At 40.0% G+C, this 19,753-nt stretch carries 21 protein-coding genes; 10 read left to right on the forward strand and 11 right to left on the reverse strand.

The annotated features are described in order from the left end of the window. The first annotated feature begins 4 nt into the window (after nt 1-4). Together NRL14_RS10435 and NRL14_RS10440 are read left to right on the forward strand one after the other, a co-directional pair. Entirely contained in the window at nt 5-310 is a 306-nt protein-coding gene (locus NRL14_RS10435; protein WP_306724613.1) for a DUF6482 family protein, read from the forward strand. A 40-nt stretch (nt 311-350) separates the two neighbouring features. After that, nucleotides 351-758, forward strand: a complete 408-nt coding sequence (locus NRL14_RS10440) for a GNAT family N-acetyltransferase (protein ID WP_306724614.1) — start codon at nt 351-353, stop codon at nt 756-758. Between the two features lie 10 nt (nt 759-768). Here NRL14_RS10440 and NRL14_RS10445 read toward each other — a convergent pair whose 3' ends face one another. The 8 genes from NRL14_RS10445 to NRL14_RS10480 all read right to left on the reverse strand — a co-directional run bounded on the left by NRL14_RS10445 (nt 769) and on the right by NRL14_RS10480 (nt 6,889). Beyond that, on the reverse strand, nt 769-1,125 hold the full coding sequence (locus tag NRL14_RS10445) for a HopJ type III effector protein (RefSeq protein WP_306724615.1): 357 nt from the start codon (nt 1,123-1,125) through the stop codon (nt 769-771). A gap of 21 nt (nt 1,126-1,146) precedes the next feature. Next, complete coding sequence (locus NRL14_RS10450; RefSeq protein ID WP_306724616.1) at nt 1,147-2,250, reverse strand: retroviral-like aspartic protease family protein; 1,104 nt, start codon at nt 2,248-2,250, stop codon at nt 1,147-1,149. A 28-nt stretch (nt 2,251-2,278) separates the two neighbouring features. Then, complete coding sequence (locus NRL14_RS10455; protein ID WP_306724617.1) at nt 2,279-2,986, reverse strand: HAD-IA family hydrolase; 708 nt, start codon at nt 2,984-2,986, stop codon at nt 2,279-2,281. Nucleotides 2,987-2,996: 10 nt separating this feature from the next. After that, nucleotides 2,997-3,941, reverse strand: coding sequence for a tyrosine recombinase XerC (locus NRL14_RS10460; RefSeq protein WP_306724618.1), 945 nt, complete (start codon nt 3,939-3,941; stop codon nt 2,997-2,999). Beyond that, entirely contained in the window at nt 3,938-4,549 is a 612-nt protein-coding gene (locus NRL14_RS10465) for a DUF484 family protein (protein ID WP_007377331.1), read from the reverse strand. The genes NRL14_RS10460 and NRL14_RS10465 overlap by 4 nt, the downstream gene beginning before the upstream one ends. After that, nucleotides 4,546-5,376: a diaminopimelate epimerase gene (gene dapF, locus NRL14_RS10470; RefSeq protein ID WP_007377332.1), complete on the reverse strand. Its 831-nt coding sequence runs from the start codon at nt 5,374-5,376 to the stop codon at nt 4,546-4,548. Before dapF ends, NRL14_RS10465 begins: the two co-directional genes overlap by 4 nt. A 64-nt stretch (nt 5,377-5,440) precedes the next feature. Next, entirely contained in the window at nt 5,441-6,694 is a 1,254-nt protein-coding gene (gene lysA / locus NRL14_RS10475; protein WP_306724619.1) for a diaminopimelate decarboxylase, read from the reverse strand. Continuing rightward, nucleotides 6,695-6,889, reverse strand: coding sequence for a lipoprotein (locus NRL14_RS10480; RefSeq protein ID WP_007377334.1), 195 nt, complete (start codon nt 6,887-6,889; stop codon nt 6,695-6,697). Nucleotides 6,890-7,046: 157 nt separating this feature from the next. On the opposite strand from NRL14_RS10480, the gene cyaY reads away from it, so the two are divergent. From cyaY to add, 8 genes are all read left to right on the forward strand, one after another. After that, a complete protein-coding gene (gene cyaY, locus NRL14_RS10485; protein WP_007377335.1) occupies nt 7,047-7,370 on the forward strand; it encodes an iron donor protein CyaY in 324 nt (107 codons plus the stop codon). Beyond that, complete coding sequence (locus NRL14_RS10490; protein WP_007377336.1) at nt 7,367-8,023, forward strand: alpha/beta hydrolase; 657 nt, start codon at nt 7,367-7,369, stop codon at nt 8,021-8,023. The genes cyaY and NRL14_RS10490 overlap by 4 nt, the downstream gene beginning before the upstream one ends. 22 nt (nt 8,024-8,045) lie before the next feature. After that, entirely contained in the window at nt 8,046-9,023 is a 978-nt protein-coding gene (locus NRL14_RS10495; protein ID WP_306724620.1) for a DUF2914 domain-containing protein, read from the forward strand. 35 nt (nt 9,024-9,058) lie between these two features. After that, complete coding sequence (hemC, locus tag NRL14_RS10500) at nt 9,059-9,997, forward strand: hydroxymethylbilane synthase (protein ID WP_007377338.1); 939 nt, start codon at nt 9,059-9,061, stop codon at nt 9,995-9,997. Further along, nucleotides 9,998-11,839: a uroporphyrinogen-III synthase gene (locus NRL14_RS10505; protein ID WP_306724621.1), complete on the forward strand. Its 1,842-nt coding sequence runs from the start codon at nt 9,998-10,000 to the stop codon at nt 11,837-11,839. It begins immediately after the preceding gene. Continuing rightward, on the forward strand, nt 11,836-12,945 hold the full coding sequence (locus tag NRL14_RS10510; RefSeq protein WP_306724622.1) for a heme biosynthesis HemY N-terminal domain-containing protein: 1,110 nt from the start codon (nt 11,836-11,838) through the stop codon (nt 12,943-12,945). Before NRL14_RS10505 ends, NRL14_RS10510 begins: the two co-directional genes overlap by 4 nt. A 53-nt stretch (nt 12,946-12,998) precedes the next feature. Then, the gene (locus NRL14_RS10515; protein WP_306724623.1) at nt 12,999-15,683 is read left to right on the forward strand and encodes a CHASE domain-containing protein; all 2,685 of its coding nucleotides are present in this window, start codon (nt 12,999-13,001) and stop codon (nt 15,681-15,683) included. 125 nt (nt 15,684-15,808) lie between these two features. After that, a complete protein-coding gene (add, locus tag NRL14_RS10520) occupies nt 15,809-16,810 on the forward strand; it encodes an adenosine deaminase (protein WP_096793957.1) in 1,002 nt (333 codons plus the stop codon). Between the two features lie 54 nt (nt 16,811-16,864). Here add and NRL14_RS10525 read toward each other — a convergent pair whose 3' ends face one another. The 3 genes from NRL14_RS10525 to ubiD form a co-directional block, all read right to left on the reverse strand. Next, complete coding sequence (locus NRL14_RS10525; RefSeq protein ID WP_007377343.1) at nt 16,865-17,275, reverse strand: CBS domain-containing protein; 411 nt, start codon at nt 17,273-17,275, stop codon at nt 16,865-16,867. Between the two features lie 163 nt (nt 17,276-17,438). Then, nucleotides 17,439-18,152, reverse strand: a complete 714-nt coding sequence (gene fre / locus NRL14_RS10530; protein WP_008136172.1) for an NAD(P)H-flavin reductase — start codon at nt 18,150-18,152, stop codon at nt 17,439-17,441. A 109-nt stretch (nt 18,153-18,261) separates the two neighbouring features. Continuing rightward, the gene (gene ubiD / locus NRL14_RS10535) at nt 18,262-19,728 is read right to left on the reverse strand and encodes a 4-hydroxy-3-polyprenylbenzoate decarboxylase (protein WP_007377345.1); all 1,467 of its coding nucleotides are present in this window, start codon (nt 19,726-19,728) and stop codon (nt 18,262-18,264) included. Nucleotides 19,729-19,753 lie beyond the last annotated feature (25 nt).

Below are 19,753 nucleotides of genomic sequence, written 5' to 3' on the forward strand. Positions count from 1 at the left end.
TGTTATGGGTATGAAATTCTCAGAATTAAAAAAACATGAGCCATTACAAAAGGTGGTTGCGCATTCTCTTGAAATGGCATTATACCAAGTCTCTGTAATTATAAATAATGTCGAATACTATGTGACAGAGGAAAATGGTGAGTTTATAAAAGCACTAAGCCCACTGCATATTCAAAAGCGTTTTGAAAAAATAGCCTATGTACAAATGATGCTACGCCATACAAGTGCTTACGATGAAATGTGCGGTCAACCCGAAAAAACAGCCAGTAATATGCTTGAAGTCCCATTTGGAAAAAATAATCTGTTTTGATTGAGCTAGTTTGCTAGTATCTGCTTTTTAAGGGCGATAAATGTATCAATTAACAGCAGATAATACTGATGCGTTAAACGTAGCGCTTCGCGCGCAAATGGTTGAATTTAACGCCCAGCATTTTGATGTGCAAAGGCTGCCACTAGGCTATAAATTTACTGATGAGCAAGGCGAGCTTGTTGCCGGTATTAGTGGGTGTGTGTTTGGTAATTGGCTAATGATTAACTGGCTTTGGTGTAGCGATATTGCGCGAGGTAAAGGGCTTGCAGATAAATTGCTAACGGCACTTGAGCAAGCTGCTATTGAGCTAGGAGCAACAACTGCTCAGCTTGACACACTTGATTTTCAAGCAAAACCTTTTTACGAAAAGCGCGGTTATAGTGTTAAGTATCAACTTAATAATTACCCACGCTCAGGTACGCGTTACTTTATGGAAAAGCCACTTTAATTTTTGCTGGCTATTTTTCTTTTAGTGGCTCGCCTTCAAAGGTAATACCTAAAAAAGGTGTTGTCTCTGGTGCTAACATAAAGGTGCGAATATTTAGGTGATCATCCCCTTTAGGGTTTTGCAGTACGTCTTCTCGGTAAAACTTACCAAAACAATCCAACGTATTTTGTTTACTTAAATCGTTTAATTTAGCAAACGCAAAAATTTTACACGAGCCGTTGTTCTCACTCGCAGCGCTAAGTAATCCATGGTTATTAAAGCCACATGCAGTAAAGTCGTAATTTGCTTCTATCACCGCCATTGTATCGGTAAATTGAATACTTTTTGGGTTTTCAGCAAGTGCTTTTAAATAGTTATTTAGTGTCATGTGTTACCTTTGGATTTTTAATTATTTAGCGCTCAACTCTAGCTCATCTGTTTGCTGATTTATATTGAATTTAAATCGCGATAAAAAGTTCATTCCTAGCAAACCTTGCCCACGTGTGTTTTCAATGCTCAACACTTCAAAACCATAAATAATTTGCGAGCCCACTCTAAACGATTCAATTTGATAACGCTTTACAACAATTTGACCATTAGCTGTGTTGACCGTTACATCGCCTAAATATAAGGGTTGTGGCGAAATTTGCTCAATTATACTAGTAGGTAGCGAGGTTATGCTTGCGCCTGTATCAATCATTAATTCGGTCGATAGATTATTATTTATTTCGGTGTTTATTAAGTAGTGCGCGCCGTAAGGCGTTAAAGCAACGAAGTCGTCTTGCGATTGTGCTTTATTGATCATAGCTTGCAGTGTTTGCACTTGGCTTTTCAGATTGTGCTGGTTTGGCATTCGATCAAGGGTTGCTTGTGCGCTAATTAAATCGCCTTGCTGATAGTAGGCATACGCAAGCGGATATAAAAACGGTGCGTTATCGCTTTTATAGTCGAGCCAAATTTGTGTTTGCTCAATAATAGCTTGCCAATTTTGTTGCTCAGTTAATGTGTGTAATTCGTTTTGAGTGAGCGTATTTAAACGTGTATTTACGTTACTTTGCTGATCAGCAGGCAGTAATGAATTAAGCTCAAATAAAGCAATAATGGCATTTTGTGTTTGCTCGCTATTTTTTAAATACTCAACCTGTAAATTAAGTAACTCTACGTTATAAGGGTTGTTATTTAATAGCGCATTGAGAAATGATTCGCTGAGTAATAAATTGCTATTTAGCCATGTTTTAAGCTGCACTAGCCACGATGAATAAAGGTTTATTGCGATTTCTGGATTGCTGCTTTTGAGTTGTTGATAGCTACTAAGTGCGGCTTCAAATTGGTGTTTTTTAAACTGCTGCTTTGCCGTATTTAATAGCGTATTTTGCTGTTTAGGCGATATGCTTTTTTCAGTACCTTGCGTTTTTTGTACTTTGGTTGGCGCGGGCTGCGGCCACAATAAATAAGCGTTAAGGCTAAGTGAGCCAATTAATAACAAGGTAATTGGCTTGGTATAGTGGCTCATTGTGACCTCTTATTTAATGCAATTGGTATTATTTAATAAAGTGCGTTAGGGCATGAATATTGGCTATTTCAATATCAGCTAGCCCTTTATAAGCATAATTGGCGTCTTGATCGTTTAACCATACCGATTGGCAACCGGCATTATTTGCGCCTTGTACGTCGGTATCTAGGCTATCGCCAATGTGTAAAATTTCACTTTTAGCAACGTTTAAGTGCTCGGCGGCTTTATCAAATAAGGTGTTGTGAGGTTTTGCTTTACCGTGCATACCGGCTTGTAACACGAGCGAAAATTTATTGTGTAAGTTAAAGCGTTCAATTTCAACATTACCATTAGTTATAGCAACCAGCGTAAAGTGCTGGGCTAAGTTATCTAGCAGCTTTAGTACGTCATCGGTTACCACTATTTTACTGCGCGCATCGGCAAAGGCTTTGTAGGCAGCATCGGCATGATGCTCTACCTCTTCCTCATTCAAATCTAGTTTAGAAAGGGCTAAGCGCAATGTATGTTGGCGCCATTTAGTGACGTTATTAGCAAGTTCAGGTAACTGTACTACGGCCTCATTGCGGCATTGTTGCCAGTATTTTGGGCCTTGGGCTAAGTAGCTAGGGAGCGCATTTAAATAATCTTGCTGCGCTTTAACCGCTGCTTTTATAATGGGGTGATTGTTGTAAAGAGTGTCGTCTAAATCAAAGCTCATGACAGAAAATGGCTTAATAGCACGATTAAATCGGATCATTTTTATTTACCTAATCAGTTCGTTTTTTTGCACGAGGGTGAGTGTTGTCGTACACCTTGGCTAAATGTTGAAAATCTAAATGTGTATACACTTGTGTAGCCGACAAACTGCTGTGCCCTAGTAATTCTTGCACAGCGCGTAAATCACCAGATGATTCTAAAATATGTGACGCGAACGAGTGGCGCAGCTTATGCGGATGAACCTGCGAGCTAATGCCTTGTTTTATTCCCCACTCTTGCATACGCAGGCGTACTTGGCGAATCGAAATACGATTTTTTTGGCTACTTAAAAAAACGGCTATTTCATCGGGCTTTGTAAACTGAGGGCGTATTGTGAGCCATTTTTTTAATGCGTCTAACGCTTTTTTACCCACCGGAATTAACCGCTCTTTATTGCCTTTACCACGCACTAAAATTTCGCCATTGGCAGCGCTAATATCTTGCATGTTAGCGCCAACTAACTCGCTTATACGCAGCCCTGATGAATACATCAACTCCATCATTGCTTTATCTCTAATAGCGAGAGGTTCGTCGTCGGGTATTTCGAGCAAGCGTGCCATTTGATCTACATCGAGGTTTTTAGGTAAAAGCTTTGCAAACTTAGGGCCTTTTATACCCACTGCCGGATTATGGTAATGCGATTGCTCGGCAATGTTTTTTGCTTTTAAAAACTTATACAAACTGCGAATGCAGCTGAGCTTTAAGCTAATAGTACGGCCACTTAATTGTTTTGAACGCAGTGCCATGCTGTAGCGACGAATATGCTCGCCTTGCACGCCAAACCAGTCATCACATAATTTGTTAAAATAAAGAGCTGCAAAGCTAAGCTGGCTTACGTATTGATTAACTGTGTGCGCTGAATATTGTTTTTCAAACTTTAAATAGTCGCTAAATAGCATTATGGGTGTGCGCCAATTGTCGCTTAATTGGGTAATGTTAGGCGGGTCTTCACTCATGCTAGTTCAAGTAAACGTAGTTGTAATGAACGTACAAAATCGAGAGCAAATAAATTATCTTGTGTGGGCTCAAAATGGTTAGCATTATTGCTACCAAAAGCCAATATGGCGATTGGGTTTACAGCCTCTCCAATTAAGTAAATAGCCGTTGATTGTGTTGTTTCATTAAATAACAACAGGCTTTCTTGTTGATCTATGCGGCCTAAATAATGGCTTGAATTAGTTAGGCGGTGAGCAATCAGTTCATCATAATTTTTGTTGTACTTTAATAATTTACAATTGCTTATTGTTGGGTTTGTGCAAATAATATTTTGTAAGTTACTTGCTAATGTATTGAAGTCGTAGTTACTCCAAAGCTGGCGATGACATTGACTAAATAAGCGATAAACAAACTCGTTTTGAGTAGCGTGTTGGCTCATGGTCTCTATTTGGTTTTTTAAAAGCGTATTACGCTCGCGTAGCTGGCGTTGTTGAATATGTACTAGCGATGTTGCACCTTGAGTTTGCTGCTGCAGTTCAAGTTGGACTAGTAGTTCTGGATGCTGAATTAAAAAATCAGGGTGTTGCTGCAAGTAATCAATAACTTGCTCTTTATTTAGCTCGGTCATAGCGCGACTTGTCCATCGAATACATGCTCTGCTGGGCCTGTCATACGTACTGGGTGACCTTCGCCACTCCAGCGCACTTGCAAACTTCCACCTGGCAAATCGACTTGAACGGTTGTTGATAATTTATTTTGAATATGACCAATAACCATTGCTGCACACGCGCCAGTTCCACACGCTAGGGTTTCGTTAACGCCGCGCTCCCAAACTCTTAATTTAATGTGCTCTTGCGATACAACCTGCATAAAGCCAATGTTCGCTTTTTGCGGAAAGCGTTCATGGTTTTCAAGCAATGGACCCAATATATCAACTTGGGCGGTAGTGATATCGTCAACTTCCAGCACACAATGCGGATTACCCATAGATACCGCGCCACTAAATACCGTGTGCTCTTGCGTTCTAATAATATAAGTAAGCTCACGCTTGCTGGCTTTTAAAGGGATTTTACTTGGCTCAAAATTAGGATGGCCCATGTTAACCGTTACTTGACCGTCTTTTTCTATGTAGAGCGTTAAGTTGCCCGACTTGGTCGATACACTAATTTTGTGCTTGTTAGTAAGGCCTTTCATACGTACAAAACGGGCAAAACAGCGTGCGCCGTTGCCGCATTGCTCTACTTCGGTACCGTCGGCATTAAAAATTCGATAATGAAAGTCGAGATCGGGAGAGTACGGCGCTTCAACCATCAGTAATTGGTCAAAGCCAATGCCAAAATGGCGATCTGCCAGTTTTTTGATTTGATCTCGCGACAAAAAAACATTTTGTGTAATGTTATCAATCACAACAAAGTCGTTGCCTAAGCCGTGCATTTTGGAAAAATTAACTAACATAGCGCTCTAATTCGGTTTTGCTCTGTGCTAATCATGCCACAGAGCAGCTAGTAGACAAAAACGTTTATGGTAAAACTTTCTCACCTTGATAAAGGCTTTCAATAGTTTCGCGTTCGCGAATAAGATGCTGCTGCTGACCATCTACCATTATTTCTGCAACACGCGGGCGCGAGTTGTAGTTTGAGCTCATGGTAAAGCCATATGCCCCCGCACTTCTTTGTGCGAGTAAATCGCCTTGTTTTAGGGCAAGTTCGCGGTCTTTTCCTAAAAAGTCGCCGGTTTCGCACACCGGCCCCACAATATCAAAGTTGTGAGTAGGTGTTTCGTCATCGCGCACGGATACCGGAATGATTTTTTGCCACGCTTGATAAAGCGCAGGGCGAAGCATATCGTTCATACCAGCATCGACAATGGCAAAAAATTTGTCTTGGTTTTGTTTAATAAATTCAACTTGAGTAACTAAAATACCTGCGTTAGCTGCAATAGCGCGCCCTGGTTCAAAAATTAGTTCAAGGTGTTTGTAATTAGCTAAGCGCTCGGTAACTTGCGCTGCATATTCACTTGGGTGCGGTGGTTGCTCGTTGTTGTACGGTACGCCTAAACCGCCACCAATATCTAAATGAGTTAGCTCAATACCGTTAGTTTTTAGCTCATCAATAAGCGCCATTAGTTTATCAAGGGCTTCTAAAAAAGGTCTGACTTGCGTTAATTGAGAGCCAATATGACAATCGACACCAATTACTTTTAAACCAGGTAAAGCCGCTGCTTGTTGATAAACACTCACTGCTGTTTGAATATCAATACCAAATTTATTCTCTTTTAAACCGGTAGAAATATACGGATGTGTTTTTGCATCTATATCGGGGTTTACGCGAATAGAAATAGGCGCTTCTAGGTTAAGCTCGCAAGCCACTTCAGAAATACGTTCAAGCTCAGAGGCAGATTCAACGTTAAAACATTTAATACCCAGCTTTAATGCATACGCTATTTCGTCAGACGTTTTAGCCACGCCTGAAAAAACCACTTTAGAGGCGTCGCCACCTGCTTTAATTACACGCGCAAGTTCGCCTTTGGATACAATATCGAAACCCGAACCTAAGCGCGCTAATATATTAAGTACGGCAATATTTGAGTTTGCTTTTACAGCGTAACATACTAGGCTTTTGTGATTTTTAGTGGCGTTAGCAAACGCTAAGTAATGGCGCTCAAATGTAGCACGCGAGTAAACATAACATGGCGTACCGTATTGCTGCGCTATGCTTGCCACACTGACGTCTTCGGCAAATAATTGGTTGTTTTTGTAATTAAAATAATCCATTTATTGCTCCTGACTTTGCTGTGCTTTGGCTTGCTCTGCGGTAGTGGCTGGCTGAGCTGTATTTTGAGGTTGGTTTTGCTCTGTTTGTGGCTCTGGTAAATATAACGGACCGCTTTGTCCGCAGCCAGCTAAGGCGCTTAACAGTACAGTGCTTATTAATAGTCTTTTTAATTGTAAGGTATGTGTCGCTTTCATTAGATTAATACGGTTGCTGGCTTTATAATCGCAGAGTAACAGAATATCTAAAAAATGCAGCTATTCGCGGATGATTTTATTCCTGTTACACTAGCTGCACATTTTTAAAGCTAAAACGTACCCAATATTAGGCGGCTCGCCTGCAAAGGAAATAACAATGACTGAACACGAATATCACCAATTAGCCGAAGCTCTTATGTTCACTATTGAAGAGCAGGTTGATGATTGCGAAGCTGATTTAGACTACGAATCGGCACAAGGTATTTTAGAAATTATTTTTCCTGATAAAAGTAAAATAGTGATCAATAAGCAAGCACCTCTTCATCAAGTATGGGTTGCAACTAAGTTTAACGGACATCATTTTGAAATGCGCGATGGGTTATGGATTGATAATCGCTCTGGCGCTGAATTTTGGGCATTTATTAATGAAGCGTCAACGCGCCAAGCTGGCCAAGAAGTTAAATGGCAATCAACACTATGAGTTTAGAATTTGTAGAATACCCAGCCCAAGGTGAGCACAAAGCGACCGTTATTTGGTTACATGGCTTAGGCGACTCTGGTGATGGTTTTGCACCAGTAGCACCGCAATTAAACCTACCAAGCGAGCTTGGTATACGGTTTATTTTTCCGCATGCGCCAGTGCAACCGGTCACCATAAATGGTGGTATGGAAATGCGCTCTTGGTACGATATTAAATCTATAGAGTTAGATAAACGCGCTGATGAGCAAGGTGTGAGAGATTCGGCTGCTAAAGTAGAAGAATTAATCAACACAGAAATAGCAAATGGCATACCTGCTAATAAAATTATTTTAGCTGGTTTTTCTCAAGGTGGTGTTGTGTCGCTGCATTTAGCGCCGCGCTTTGAGCAAAAGCTTGGCGGTGTTATGGCGCTTTCTACTTATATGTGTGTGCCACAAAAATTTGCTGATGAAGCAAAACATACCGATTTAAATGTATTTATGGCGCATGGTAGTCAAGATAATGTTGTACCTTATAGCGCAGGTAAAAGTGCGTTTGAAGTATTAACAGCACATAACATGGATGTAAGCTGGCAAGAATATCCGATGGCTCATCAAGTTTGCGCAGAAGAACTGCAAGCTATTCGCCAATGGTTGGTTGCTCGTTTAAGTTAATTTTGGAATCGCTGAGGTCAATATGAGTCAAAAAATAGTTATTAAAGCAAATGTTAAACGCGAACTACAAGAGAGCTTACCAACGGTAAGCTACGAGTGGAATTGGCGTCGTATTGTGAGTATTGCTATGTTGGTATTAATGACCTCTGCAGCTGTTGTGTATGGTTTAACAACGTCAGTCAGTGCAGAACAAGGCGAGCATCCAAATGAGCAAGAGCACTTTTTAAGTTTTAGTAATAACGCAGAGAACCAGACAAGCGATGAAGTAACGGATGTTGAGCCAGAATTATCGGTAAACAATATCCCTGATGAGTCTGTGGAGATAACGCAGACGAGTATCGAACCGTTGTCAGCTGCGCAAAACGAAAATCAAAAAAACATCTCAAGTAAAACACTAGGCGAAGTCGAACTTGTAAATAATAATACGATTTTATTAGCTAACAACGATATTGTTACTGATCAAAGCGAAAGCATTAATATAGAGTTAAACTCAAATATTGATAATGAAGTACAAGAAGAAATCGCAGAAGCTCAAAATGAAGCTGAGCTAGCCAATCAGAGCGACTTACTCTTAGAGCTAGAAAACGATGATGGCGCATTGAGTGGCACTGAAGGTTTTTCGCCTACCGCGCAAGTTGCAAGTGTGGCATTGGGCGCGCAAATAGACACGGGTAAAATTAGCCGTGCAGTACTTACTCGAAAAGTAAGCCGACGTGAGCCTACTAATGTGTTTGCTGCTGACATTCGTTTAAGTCAGTTTGAGGAGTCATTATCATTTTTTAGTGAACTTAAAGGCTTACAAGGTCAGCAGGTAAAGCATGTGTGGTCTTTTGAGGGCACTACGATGGCTGAAATTTCGCTCAATGTAACCTCTACTCGCTACAGAACATACTCAACGAAAAATATTATGGCCACGCAAACAGGTCACTGGCGTGTAGATGTCGTTGATGGGCAAGGTAACTTGATAGCTCAAAAAGAATTTAGAATTTTAGCAGACTAAAACTAGCTAAACGCAGTAATTAATTGGATACCCTTATGACAGAAAAAACAAAATTAGTACGTATCGCAACGCGTAAAAGCGCCTTAGCACTTTGGCAGGCCGAATTTGTGAAAGCAGAGCTTGAGCGTTTTCATGCAGATGTGTGCGTAGAATTAGTCCCTATGTCGACGCAAGGGGATATAATTTTAGATACGCCATTGGCTAAAATTGGCGGTAAAGGCTTATTTGTTAAAGAGCTAGAGCAAGCTATGTTAGATGGTCGCGCTGATATTGCCGTGCATTCTATGAAAGACGTGCCAGTAGAGTTCCCAGAAGGATTGGAACTACATACTATTTGTGAGCGTGAGGATCCGCGTGATGCGTTTGTATCAAATAACTTTGCTAATTTAGGCGAGTTACCACAGGGCGCTATTGTTGGTACTTCGAGCTTACGTCGTCAGTGTCAAATTAAAGCGCTTCGCCCTGATTTAGATATTCGTGATTTACGCGGCAATGTAAATACGCGTTTAGGTAAATTAGATGACGGCCAATACGATGCTATTATTTTAGCGGCAGCGGGGCTTATTCGCTTAGAAATGGAGTCGCGTATTGCTGATTACATTGAGCCAGAAGTGTCATTACCAGCAAATGGTCAAGGTGCTGTAGGTATTGAGTGTCGTATTGATGATGAAGTAACAAAAGCATTACTTGCACCACTTGAGCATACACAAACACGTATTCGCGTAAACGCAGAGCGCTCTATGAACCGCTATTTAGAAGGTGGCTGCCAAGTTCCTATTGGTGCTTATGCATTAGTTGATGGCGAGCAAGTACATTTACGTGGTTTAGTTGGCGCTGTGGATGGCAGTGAAATTTTACGTGACGAAGTAACAGGTCATGTAAATGACGCAGAAAAATTAGGTATTGAGCTTGCTAAAAAATTACTAGCTCAAGGTGCAGATAAAATATTAGCTGAAGTTTATAGAGACGCATAAATGACACATATTCTGATAACTCGGCCCGAAGGAAAAGGCGCAGCCCTTGCTCAGCAACTTGAGCAGGCGGGTTATCAGGCGTCTTTGTTTCCGGTATTAAAAATAACGTATTTAACACCCTCTAGCACTGAACTTAGTCCGCTGTTAAATGCAGATAAAATAATATTTATATCGCAAGATGCAGTTAGTGCACTTTCGCAATTAAAACCCGATATAAATACTAAAGCTCAATTTTATGCGGTTGGGCAACAAACAGCCGACATTATATATGAGCAATTTGGTGTACGCGCAGCATTACCAAAACAGTATGATTCAGAAGGGTTGCTTGCGCTTAAATCACTCGCAGAGGTTGATGGCAGCAATATAGTGTTAGTTAAGGGGCAAGGTGGCCGCCCTGAGTTAGCTAAAACGCTCAAAGAGCGCGGTGCTTTTTTAAATAATTGTGTTGTGTACAAACGTGAACCCACAGAGAGTATTCCCCCTAACTGGACAGACCACTGGAAAAGCCAGAATGTACACGGTATAGTCATAACAAGTAATGCTGCAGTTGATGCTATATTTAAGAGCCTTGCTGCACACCAACTACAATGGTTACAACAGTGCCAATTTTATGTTGCCAGCGAGCGGATAGCCGCTTATTTAAAGCTGCAACAAGTAAGCTTGGCTAATATACATATTGCAGCAGGGGCTAGCGATGATGCTATGTTTACCTGCATAAATCAGCAAGGTAGCAACATGAGCGAACAGTCAAAGCCAGTTACGGCAGAAAAAGCCACACCAACAACAGCTAACACAGCCTCAGCTAAATCAACAAAGCAAGAGCCTGCAGCTACAAAAAATACGGCAGACAAAAATAAACAAAAGGTAAGTAAGGTTGCAGCACTTGCGCTTTTGATTTCGTTAATTGTGGCCTCTGGTGTTGGATACGAGTTTTATCAAAAACTAAATGCTGGTAAGGCGCAAAACCTAGCCGTTAATGAGTTAAGCGAGCAAAATAAGTTACTCGTTCAAGAGCTGCAAGCACTTAAATCGGCGCAATCTAATTTACAGCAAGCGCTGTTTAATAGTGAGAAAAAAATTGCCACAGCCCTCAGTGAAAGTGCAGCTCAAAATCAGCAAGAATTGAAAGCAGCTTTGCAAAAGGCGCAGCAACAAGGCTCGTCTCTAAACCCACAAGAAGTAACCAGTTTACAACGTATGGCTGAGTTTAAGCTATGGGCTGAAAAAGATTACCAAGGAACTAGTGCTGTTTTAAAACGCTTAGATGGATTACTTAGTGAGCACCCAGGAACAGTTGAAGTTCGCCAAGCTATTATGCAAGACATACAAACACTTGATAGCCTCAAACCAATAGCAACAGAAGCTATTTATTTACAGCTAAACAGTGCACTTAATAACGTTGATAATTTAGTTTTTAATGCGGTTAATTTACCTGAAGAAGCAGCTGCAATAGATGAGAATGCTTTAAGTGGTGACGTAAGTGATTGGCAGCAAAACTTGAGTAATAGCTGGAATAAAATTGTGGATAGCTTTATTACTATTCGCCAGCACGAAGGTGTTTCTATTGAGCCATTACTTACGGATCAAGAGCGCCATTTAATAAATCAACGAATCAAGCTTAATATAACTCAGGCACAAGATGCACTTATGAGTAAACAGGCGAGTATTTTCTTTAGCGCCTTAAGTGAAGCAAAACGTTTAGTTGGTGAGTACTTTAAGCAAGACGATGATACAACTAAAACGGTACTTAAAGCGTTGTCTAAGCTTGAAAAAGAGCAGCTTAACTTTAATCCAAAAGTAACACTTCAAAGTACACAGCAGGTTAAGGAGTGGGCGCAATGATAGGGCTAATTATTTTAATTGTAGCTATTGTTGTTGTACTAGCGGTTACTCCATTCGTTCTAGATGAAAAAGGTTATGTACTTATTTCATTTAACAATACGACGATAGAAGGCACGATAGTATCGTTTTGTATAATGGCAGTCATTACCGCTGTTGTTTTATATTTAACATATAAGTTAATTCGTTATTTATTATCGATTTATCATAATACTAAGCATGGCTTTTTTGCACGTAGCCAAGAGCGCAAACAAGCAGCTATTGAGCAGGCTCTGTGGAGTGCTATTAATGATGATTACGAGCATGTAGAGCAGGCTTTATCGGGTAATAGCGTACCAGATAAGTTTGAAGATATTCGCTTAGCATTACTTGCAAAAGCAGCGCTTGCTAATAATCAAACAGATAAAGCACTTGAGCGTTTATTTGAAATAAGCCCTGAGCATCAACTAAAAGTAGCGAAACTTTGGCTAGCAAGTGGCGATAGTAGCGCAATTGAATCGCAAATGCGTGTAAGCGCCGAATCTAAAAAAGCTACTGCGCTTGAGTTAAAGCTGTATACCGAAGTGTTGGTGCAACAGCAGCACTTTAATGCTTTAGAAGACGTTTTACCAAGATTGTTACGCAAAAAGGTGTTTTCAAGCGAGCAGTGGACACGTGTTTTTAATGCTTACTTTTCAGCTCTGCCAATTGAAAAAATTACACATAAATATAAACAGCTTCCTAAAAAGCTACAAGCTTATGCGCATACTGCTTATTTAGCGAAAATGGCAGCGTTAGGTCAGCTAGCTGTAATTGAGGGCGACTTGATAAAAATGGTTAAACACAACGAACAGCACAATCAACTCGCCTATATCTTAAATGGCGCAGCCAATGCTGATGCAATCAAGTTGCAGACCTGCATTCAAGAGCGCCTTAAAAAAGATGAAAGTAATAATGCCTTATTACTAGCACTTGCTTGCCTTGCCAATGCACAAGGTGACTATGATTTAGCCGCAAGGGTATTTGATAAAGCGTTGAACTCTGAAAATAAAAAACAGTACGCGGAACAAGCTGCGCTAAGCTATAGTAAAAGTGCACAAACTGAGAAAGCACTGGTTTTGTATCAATGAGCTTAAATATGAAAAACTAAACTAAATGTAAGTACAGGTATAGGAGCTGAGTATTGAAAAATTTATTCGTATTAACTTTCAGCCTAGCCAGTGCTTACTTTTTAACTGGATTTGCTAGTAATCTTCTTCTTTCTATTGATGGTTATGCCGTTGCTTCATGGCCTCCTTCGGGCATTGCACTGGCTGGACTTTTACTGTGGAATCGTAGGGCTTTACCTGGCATCATTATTGGTGCGTTATTAACAAATATAGTTAACCTCGATAGCGCATCTGATATCTTCAATTGGCAAATTGCCATTCAAGCCTTGTTAGTTACTACAGCGTCTGTGTTGCAAGCATGGATAGGCGCTCAATTTATTACAAAAGTGATAAAAGCCCCCCTTGATCTCTCTTCTTTAAAGCATTGTATACAAAGCTTATTTATAGCTGGTCCAGTGTGTTGTGTTCTGGCTGCAGGAGTCGGTACGTTTTTATTAGTTAGTAATCACGTAATACCTGCACATGGCGCTATTGATAATTTTATCGCATGGTGGATAGGTGATAGCGTTGGAGTATTAATTTTTACTCCGCTGGTGCTTGCTGGGTTTAACTATCAACAAGTTCAAAATAGGCTGCAGGTTATTATTCCTTCTCTAATGATATATATCATTATTAGTGCAGGATTTTATACTGCGTCTAATTTTAAAAAAGAAAAAGAAATACAAAAACAAGAGCTTAAAATATTGTCTGTTCAAGATGCTATAAGCCAACGAATTGATGAAGTGTCAGCCCATCTAAGCTTGCTAGCAACATTTTTTGCAAGTAGTGATGAGGTGACTTTTGATGAATTTAAGCTATTCACTTCTAAACAGCTTAGTTATAGTCAAGAAATTGTTGCATTTGAATGGGTACCTTACATTTCAGCAGAGCAATTAGCCGATTTTGAACGCTCAGAAAATACTCAATACATTGATGATTACTATGTAAAAGAAAGATGGTCAGAAGGGGTATGGGAGCCAGTAAGTTCACGTGACTTTTATTACCCTGTACTTTATGCATACCCATTGATTGGTAATGTAAGTGTTATTGGTTTTGACTTAGCCTCAAATAAAGGGAGGGCGGCAGCATTACACAAAGCAAAAATTTTAAATGAGCTAGTGCTGAGTGAGCCAATTGATTTAGTACAAAATACGCAAGAAAAAGGTGTGTTATTTTTGCACCCTGTTTTTGGAAACTCCACTACTGAAGATGACTTTAAAGGGTTTGTTGTTGCAGTAGTAAGCCTTAAAAAATTATCGCAATCGTTATTATTTGATCAAAATAACCTCGTTGCAGCTAGCTTTTTAGATGTGACTTTACCCAATCAAAAACAGAGTATTTACACAGCCGATACTCATTCTTTTGAACTATTAAAAGAATACCAATTACTTATTGGCAAGCGGATCTGGCAAGTGCAATTACATGAGCCTGTAGTTAGAACATCATGGTTAATGTATTGGCTTGCACAAATAGTAGGTATGCTATTTGTGTGGTTATTAATAACTTTTTTGATTTCGGTTACTGGTACAAATATACAAATTCGTGAGCAAGTGGCAAAACAAACTCGTGTTTTACGTCAAGAAAAGCAAAAAGCTGATGAAGCAAGCCATATTAAAAGCCAGTTTTTAGCTAATATGAGTCATGAGGTGCGCACACCTATTAATGGTATAAAAGGACTGCATTATTTAGCGCTGCAGCAAAATGATTGGCCACAGGCTCGAACTTATATAGAGCAAGCGGATGGTGCGCTTGGTGTGTTACTGAGGGTATTAAACGATGTACTCGATTTCTCTAAGATGGAAGCTGGCAAACTTGATTTAGTACAAGAACCCATTAATGTGGGTCGCTTAGTGGATGAAGTGACGAATTTAATGCAGTTTGAAGTAGATGTTAAGTCACTGGAATTGCATCTCGATTACGATAAAACAACAAACTTAACTATTCATACCGATCCTATTCGTTTAAAACAAATACTTTTAAATTTACTTAATAATGCAGTTAAATTTACAGCGCAAGGCTGTATAACACTTAAAGTATGGCAATCAAAAAAGATGACCTATTTTAGTGTTAACGATACGGGTATTGGTATTAGTGAAGCAGCTCAAAAACAGTTGTTTAAACCTTTTTCTCAAGCCGATAGTTCTACTTCTCGACAATATGGTGGCACAGGACTAGGTTTGAGTATTTGCAAAAAACTGGTTGAGTTGATGGGAGGGGCTATTGATTTAGCTAGCCACGAGGGTAAAGGCTCTACTTTTACATTTAGTGTGCCGTTGAATTCCCCCCTACCAAAAGCAGAGCAGGTACAGCAACAATATAATGAGGTAGATGTTGAGAGCTTATCGTTTACTGATTATAAGCTGCTTTTAGTTGAGGACAATTCTTTAAATCAACATGTTGCTAGTGCAATATTAAAGACCAAGGGGTGTGTAGCTGATATTGCGAGTGATGGGTTTGAAGCAATAAAAATGTTGACTACCAATAGTTATGACATTGTGCTGATGGATATTCAAATGCCAAATATGGATGGTTTACAGGCAACCAAAGTTATCCGTAATGATTTAGGGCTGATTGATTTACCTATTATTGGTTTGTCTGCCAACGCGCATGATGATGATGTTAAAAAAGCAGTTGCTTGTGGAATGGATAACTATATAACCAAGCCAATTGATGCTAATACGCTATTTAAAACACTGTGGCATCATTTATCACATAAATAAGTTACGTTATTTTTGCTCGAAAAGCAGACATATGACCGCTTAAACTTACCGCAAACCATATAGACTTGAAAAATAACTATATCTGCGTATCATGCGCGCAAATTTAACTAAACTGGGTTGCTATTATGATCAATAGAAAATTACCTTTGCTAGATATTCACCGCCATTTAGACGGTAATGTACGTGCGCAAACCATATTAGAACTTGGTCGTCAGTTTAATATAGAGTTACCTGCAGATAATGTTGAGGCACTCATTCCTCATGTTCAAGTTATTGATCCTGAGCCAAATCTTATGGCTTTTTTACAAAAGTTAGATTGGGGTGTTGCAGTACTTGGCGACTACGATGCGTGTAGGCGCATAGCGATTGAAAACATTGAAGATGCTCAAGCCCAAGGCCTTGATTACGTAGAGCTTCGTTTTAGCCCTTACTATATGGCACAAAGCCAAGGTTTACACCCAGAAGGGGTTGTAGAAGCGGTTGTTGATGGTATTAAATCAGCAACAAAAGGCGCAAACATAAAAGCGAATTTAATTGGTATTTTATCGCGTACTTATGGCGTAAAAACATGCCAGAAAGAGCTTGATGCATTACTCGCATTTAAAAATGATTTAGTAGCGGTTGATTTAGCCGGTGACGAAATTGGCTTCCCGGGTGAGTTGTTTGTAGCGCACTTTAAACAAGTACGAAATGCCTATTTAGCATCGACTATTCATGCTGGAGAAGCCCTTGGTGCTCCGAGTATTTGGCAGGCAATTAATGAATTAGGGGCGAGCCGAATAGGGCATGGCGTTAAAGCTATTGAAGATCCAAAGCTCATGGATTACTTACGCGATAATCGCATTGGTATTGAGTCATGCTTAACAAGTAATATTCAAACCAGTACAGTGAGCGACCTAGCTAAGCATCCACTTAAGCAGTTTTTAGATCACGGTATTTTAGCGTGTATTAATACTGATGATCCTGCTGTGGAAGGGATTGAAATTGAGTATGAATATGCAGTTGCAGCACCTCAAGCTGGTTTATCTCAAGCTGATATGGAAAAAGCCCAAGCAAATGCATTAGAAATAGCATTTTTAAGCGATGGCGATAAAAAAGAACTTTCGGCAATCGTTAGCGCACGTTAATTTAAGAGTATTAAAAATGCCGCTTTATATAAGCGGCATTTTGTTATCTGCAATTTAGTGTGTTTGGCAGCTTATGTAATTATCGTAAAGTGCTTTAAGTACATCTGCCCGGCTGATCATACCGATTACTTTAATGCCATCTACAACTGGGTAGTTTTTTGGTTTACCAGGCTGCATTTTTTCAGCAAGCTCAATAATATTTGTATCACCATCTATAGTAACGACTCCTGTTTGCATAAGCTGCGATACTTTTACTATACCATCACAAAAATAACTGCTTTGCATAAGTGGCTTTAAAAGCTCTTGTTCGGAAATAAATCCGACTAGGCATTTATCTTTATCGAATACTGGTGCACCAAGCAGTTTAAATTTTTGTAGTTCTGCTATAGCGGTGGTCATTTCTGTATCTGGTGTTATGTTTGGTAACTTGCGTTGCATAAAATCTTTTACTTTTGTATTTAGCATTTGGGTCTCTCCCGCTGATGTTCTATACAAAGTATGGTTTATAGATAGGGATTTAGGAAATTGTTTATACTGATGAGATTGATAGATTTTAACTATTGAATTTTTGTTATTATAAAAATAAAGGCACTAGGTGCCTTTATTTATAAGTAAAAGTTAATTTTAATTACTTTATAAATGCGAATGCGTCGGCGTACATGTTTTCACGAATTGCACCATGAGTAATAAAGTCATCACGGACTATACCTATCATGTCAAAACGACCCGCCATATAAATATCATATGGGGCAAGTGATACGATATCTTGCATTACGGCTTTGTGTACATAGCCAGTATGACCTTGCCAATTCGCTGATGGATTTTCTACCACAGGGATAAACTCAAAGTTTTTATGGCTATCGGCCCATGTTTGCATTTCTGTGTGCGCGTATAAAGCTGACTCTTCTTTTACACCCCAGTAAAATAATACAGGACGGTCGCACTTAATTTCAGCTAAGTGATCAGCCATTGATTTTGCGTATGAAAAACCAGTACCGCCGGCGAGTAAAATAATAGGGCGCTCACATTGCAGGCGCAACTGTGAAATACCTAGGCCAGCTTCAATGTCTACTAATTGCCCTGTGGTATGGGCGTTTCGTAAATGTTCTAACGATTGCATTGCATAAGAATCGGCACCAGATGCGCCAATATGCAGTTCTATTGCATCGCACTGTGAAGGGCGGCTAGCAATAGAAAAAGCACGTTTGTCTTTTTCGCCTAATACGAGTTGCATGTATTGGCCAGCTTCAAAGGTCACAGGTTGTTGTGGCTTTAAAATTACTTTATGAACAAATTCTGTAAGTGGGCTGATAGCTACAACTTCAGCTTTTAATGTTTGCATTTTTTACCTTTTAGCAGCGCTTTTAACAGCAGATACGCAATCGAATGACTCGATTCTAGCATATCTGCAGGGTTATTTTATAGCCTGTTATGTACTTACATATAAACACTTAAACAATATTAAGGCTTTCCCAAATATCATCTACGCGGTCTTTGGTGTCTTTATCCATAACAATAGGCTCGCCCCATTCGCGGGTGGTTTCGCCAGGCCATTTATTGGTAGCATCCATTCCCATTTTTGAACCAAGGCCAGAGACTGGCGATGCAAAATCGAGATAATCAATAGGTGTGTTTTCTATTAATGTTGTATCACGCGCAGGATCCATTCGGGTTGTTATAGCCCAAATAACATCTTCCCAATCACGGGCATTAATATCGTCATCGCACACAATTACAAACTTGGTATACATAAACTGACGTAAGAACGACCAAACCCCCATCATCACGCGCTTGGCATGGCCAGGATATTGTTTTTTCATTGTTACAATCGCCATACGATATGAGCACCCTTCAGGCGGAAGGTAAAAGTCGACAATTTCAGGAAATTGCTTTTGTAATATCGGCACAAAAACTTCATTAAGTGCTACACCTAAAATCGCAGGCTCATCAGGCGGTCGGCCAGTAAAGGTACTGTGATAAATAGGGTCTTTACGATGCGTTAAGTGAGTGACCGTCATTACTGGAAAGTCATCTACTTCATTATAGTAACCGGTATGGTCACCATAAGGGCCTTCTGGCGCCATTTCACCAGGCATTATGTAACCTTCAAGTACTATTTCTGCACTGGCAGGGACTTGTAGGTCATTTGAAATAGATTTTACAACTTCGGTTCTGCTACCACGTAATAAGCCAGCGAATGCATATTCGCTTAGAGTGTCAGGTACAGGCGTTACAGCACCTAATATAGTGGCAGGATCGGCACCTAGTGCTACCGATACAGGGTAGGGTTGCCCTGGGTTTTCTTTACACCATTCTTGAAAATCAAGCGCGCCACCACGATGTGACAACCAACGCATAATTATTTTATTTTTTCCTAATAATTGCTGGCGATAAATACCCAGATTTTGGCGTTTTTTATATGGGCCTTTAGTGACCGTAAGGCCCCAAGTAATTAATGGCGCTGCATCACCTGGCCAGCAATGCTGAATGGGCAACTTAGTTAAATCGACATCATCACCTTCTAAAACTACTTGTTGGCAAGGCGCTTTTTTAACTTCTTTTGCTGGCATATTAAGCACTTGCTTAAAAATAGGTATAGCGCCTAGAGCTTCTTTAATGCCTTTTGGTGGCTCAGGCTCTTTTAAAAAAGCGAGCAGTTTACCGACTTCACGTAGCTCGCTAACCTCTGTTTGGCCCATTCCCATAGCAACGCGCTTTGGTGTACCAAATAAGTTGGTAAGCACCGGCATATCGTAGCCTTTTGGATTTTCGAATAATAACGCAGGACCTTTTGCACGCAATGTGCGATCAGATATTTCGGTCATTTCAAGATACGGGTCGATTTCTTGGGTGATACGTTTAAGTTCGCCTTTTTTCTCAAGTAAATCGATAAAATCACGTAGATCTTTATATTTCATTGTGGGCCGCTATTAAGCTAAAGAG

This window comes from Pseudoalteromonas sp. 20-92, from assembly GCF_030847595.1.
Classification (GTDB): domain Bacteria; phylum Pseudomonadota; class Gammaproteobacteria; order Enterobacterales; family Alteromonadaceae; genus Pseudoalteromonas; species Pseudoalteromonas fuliginea.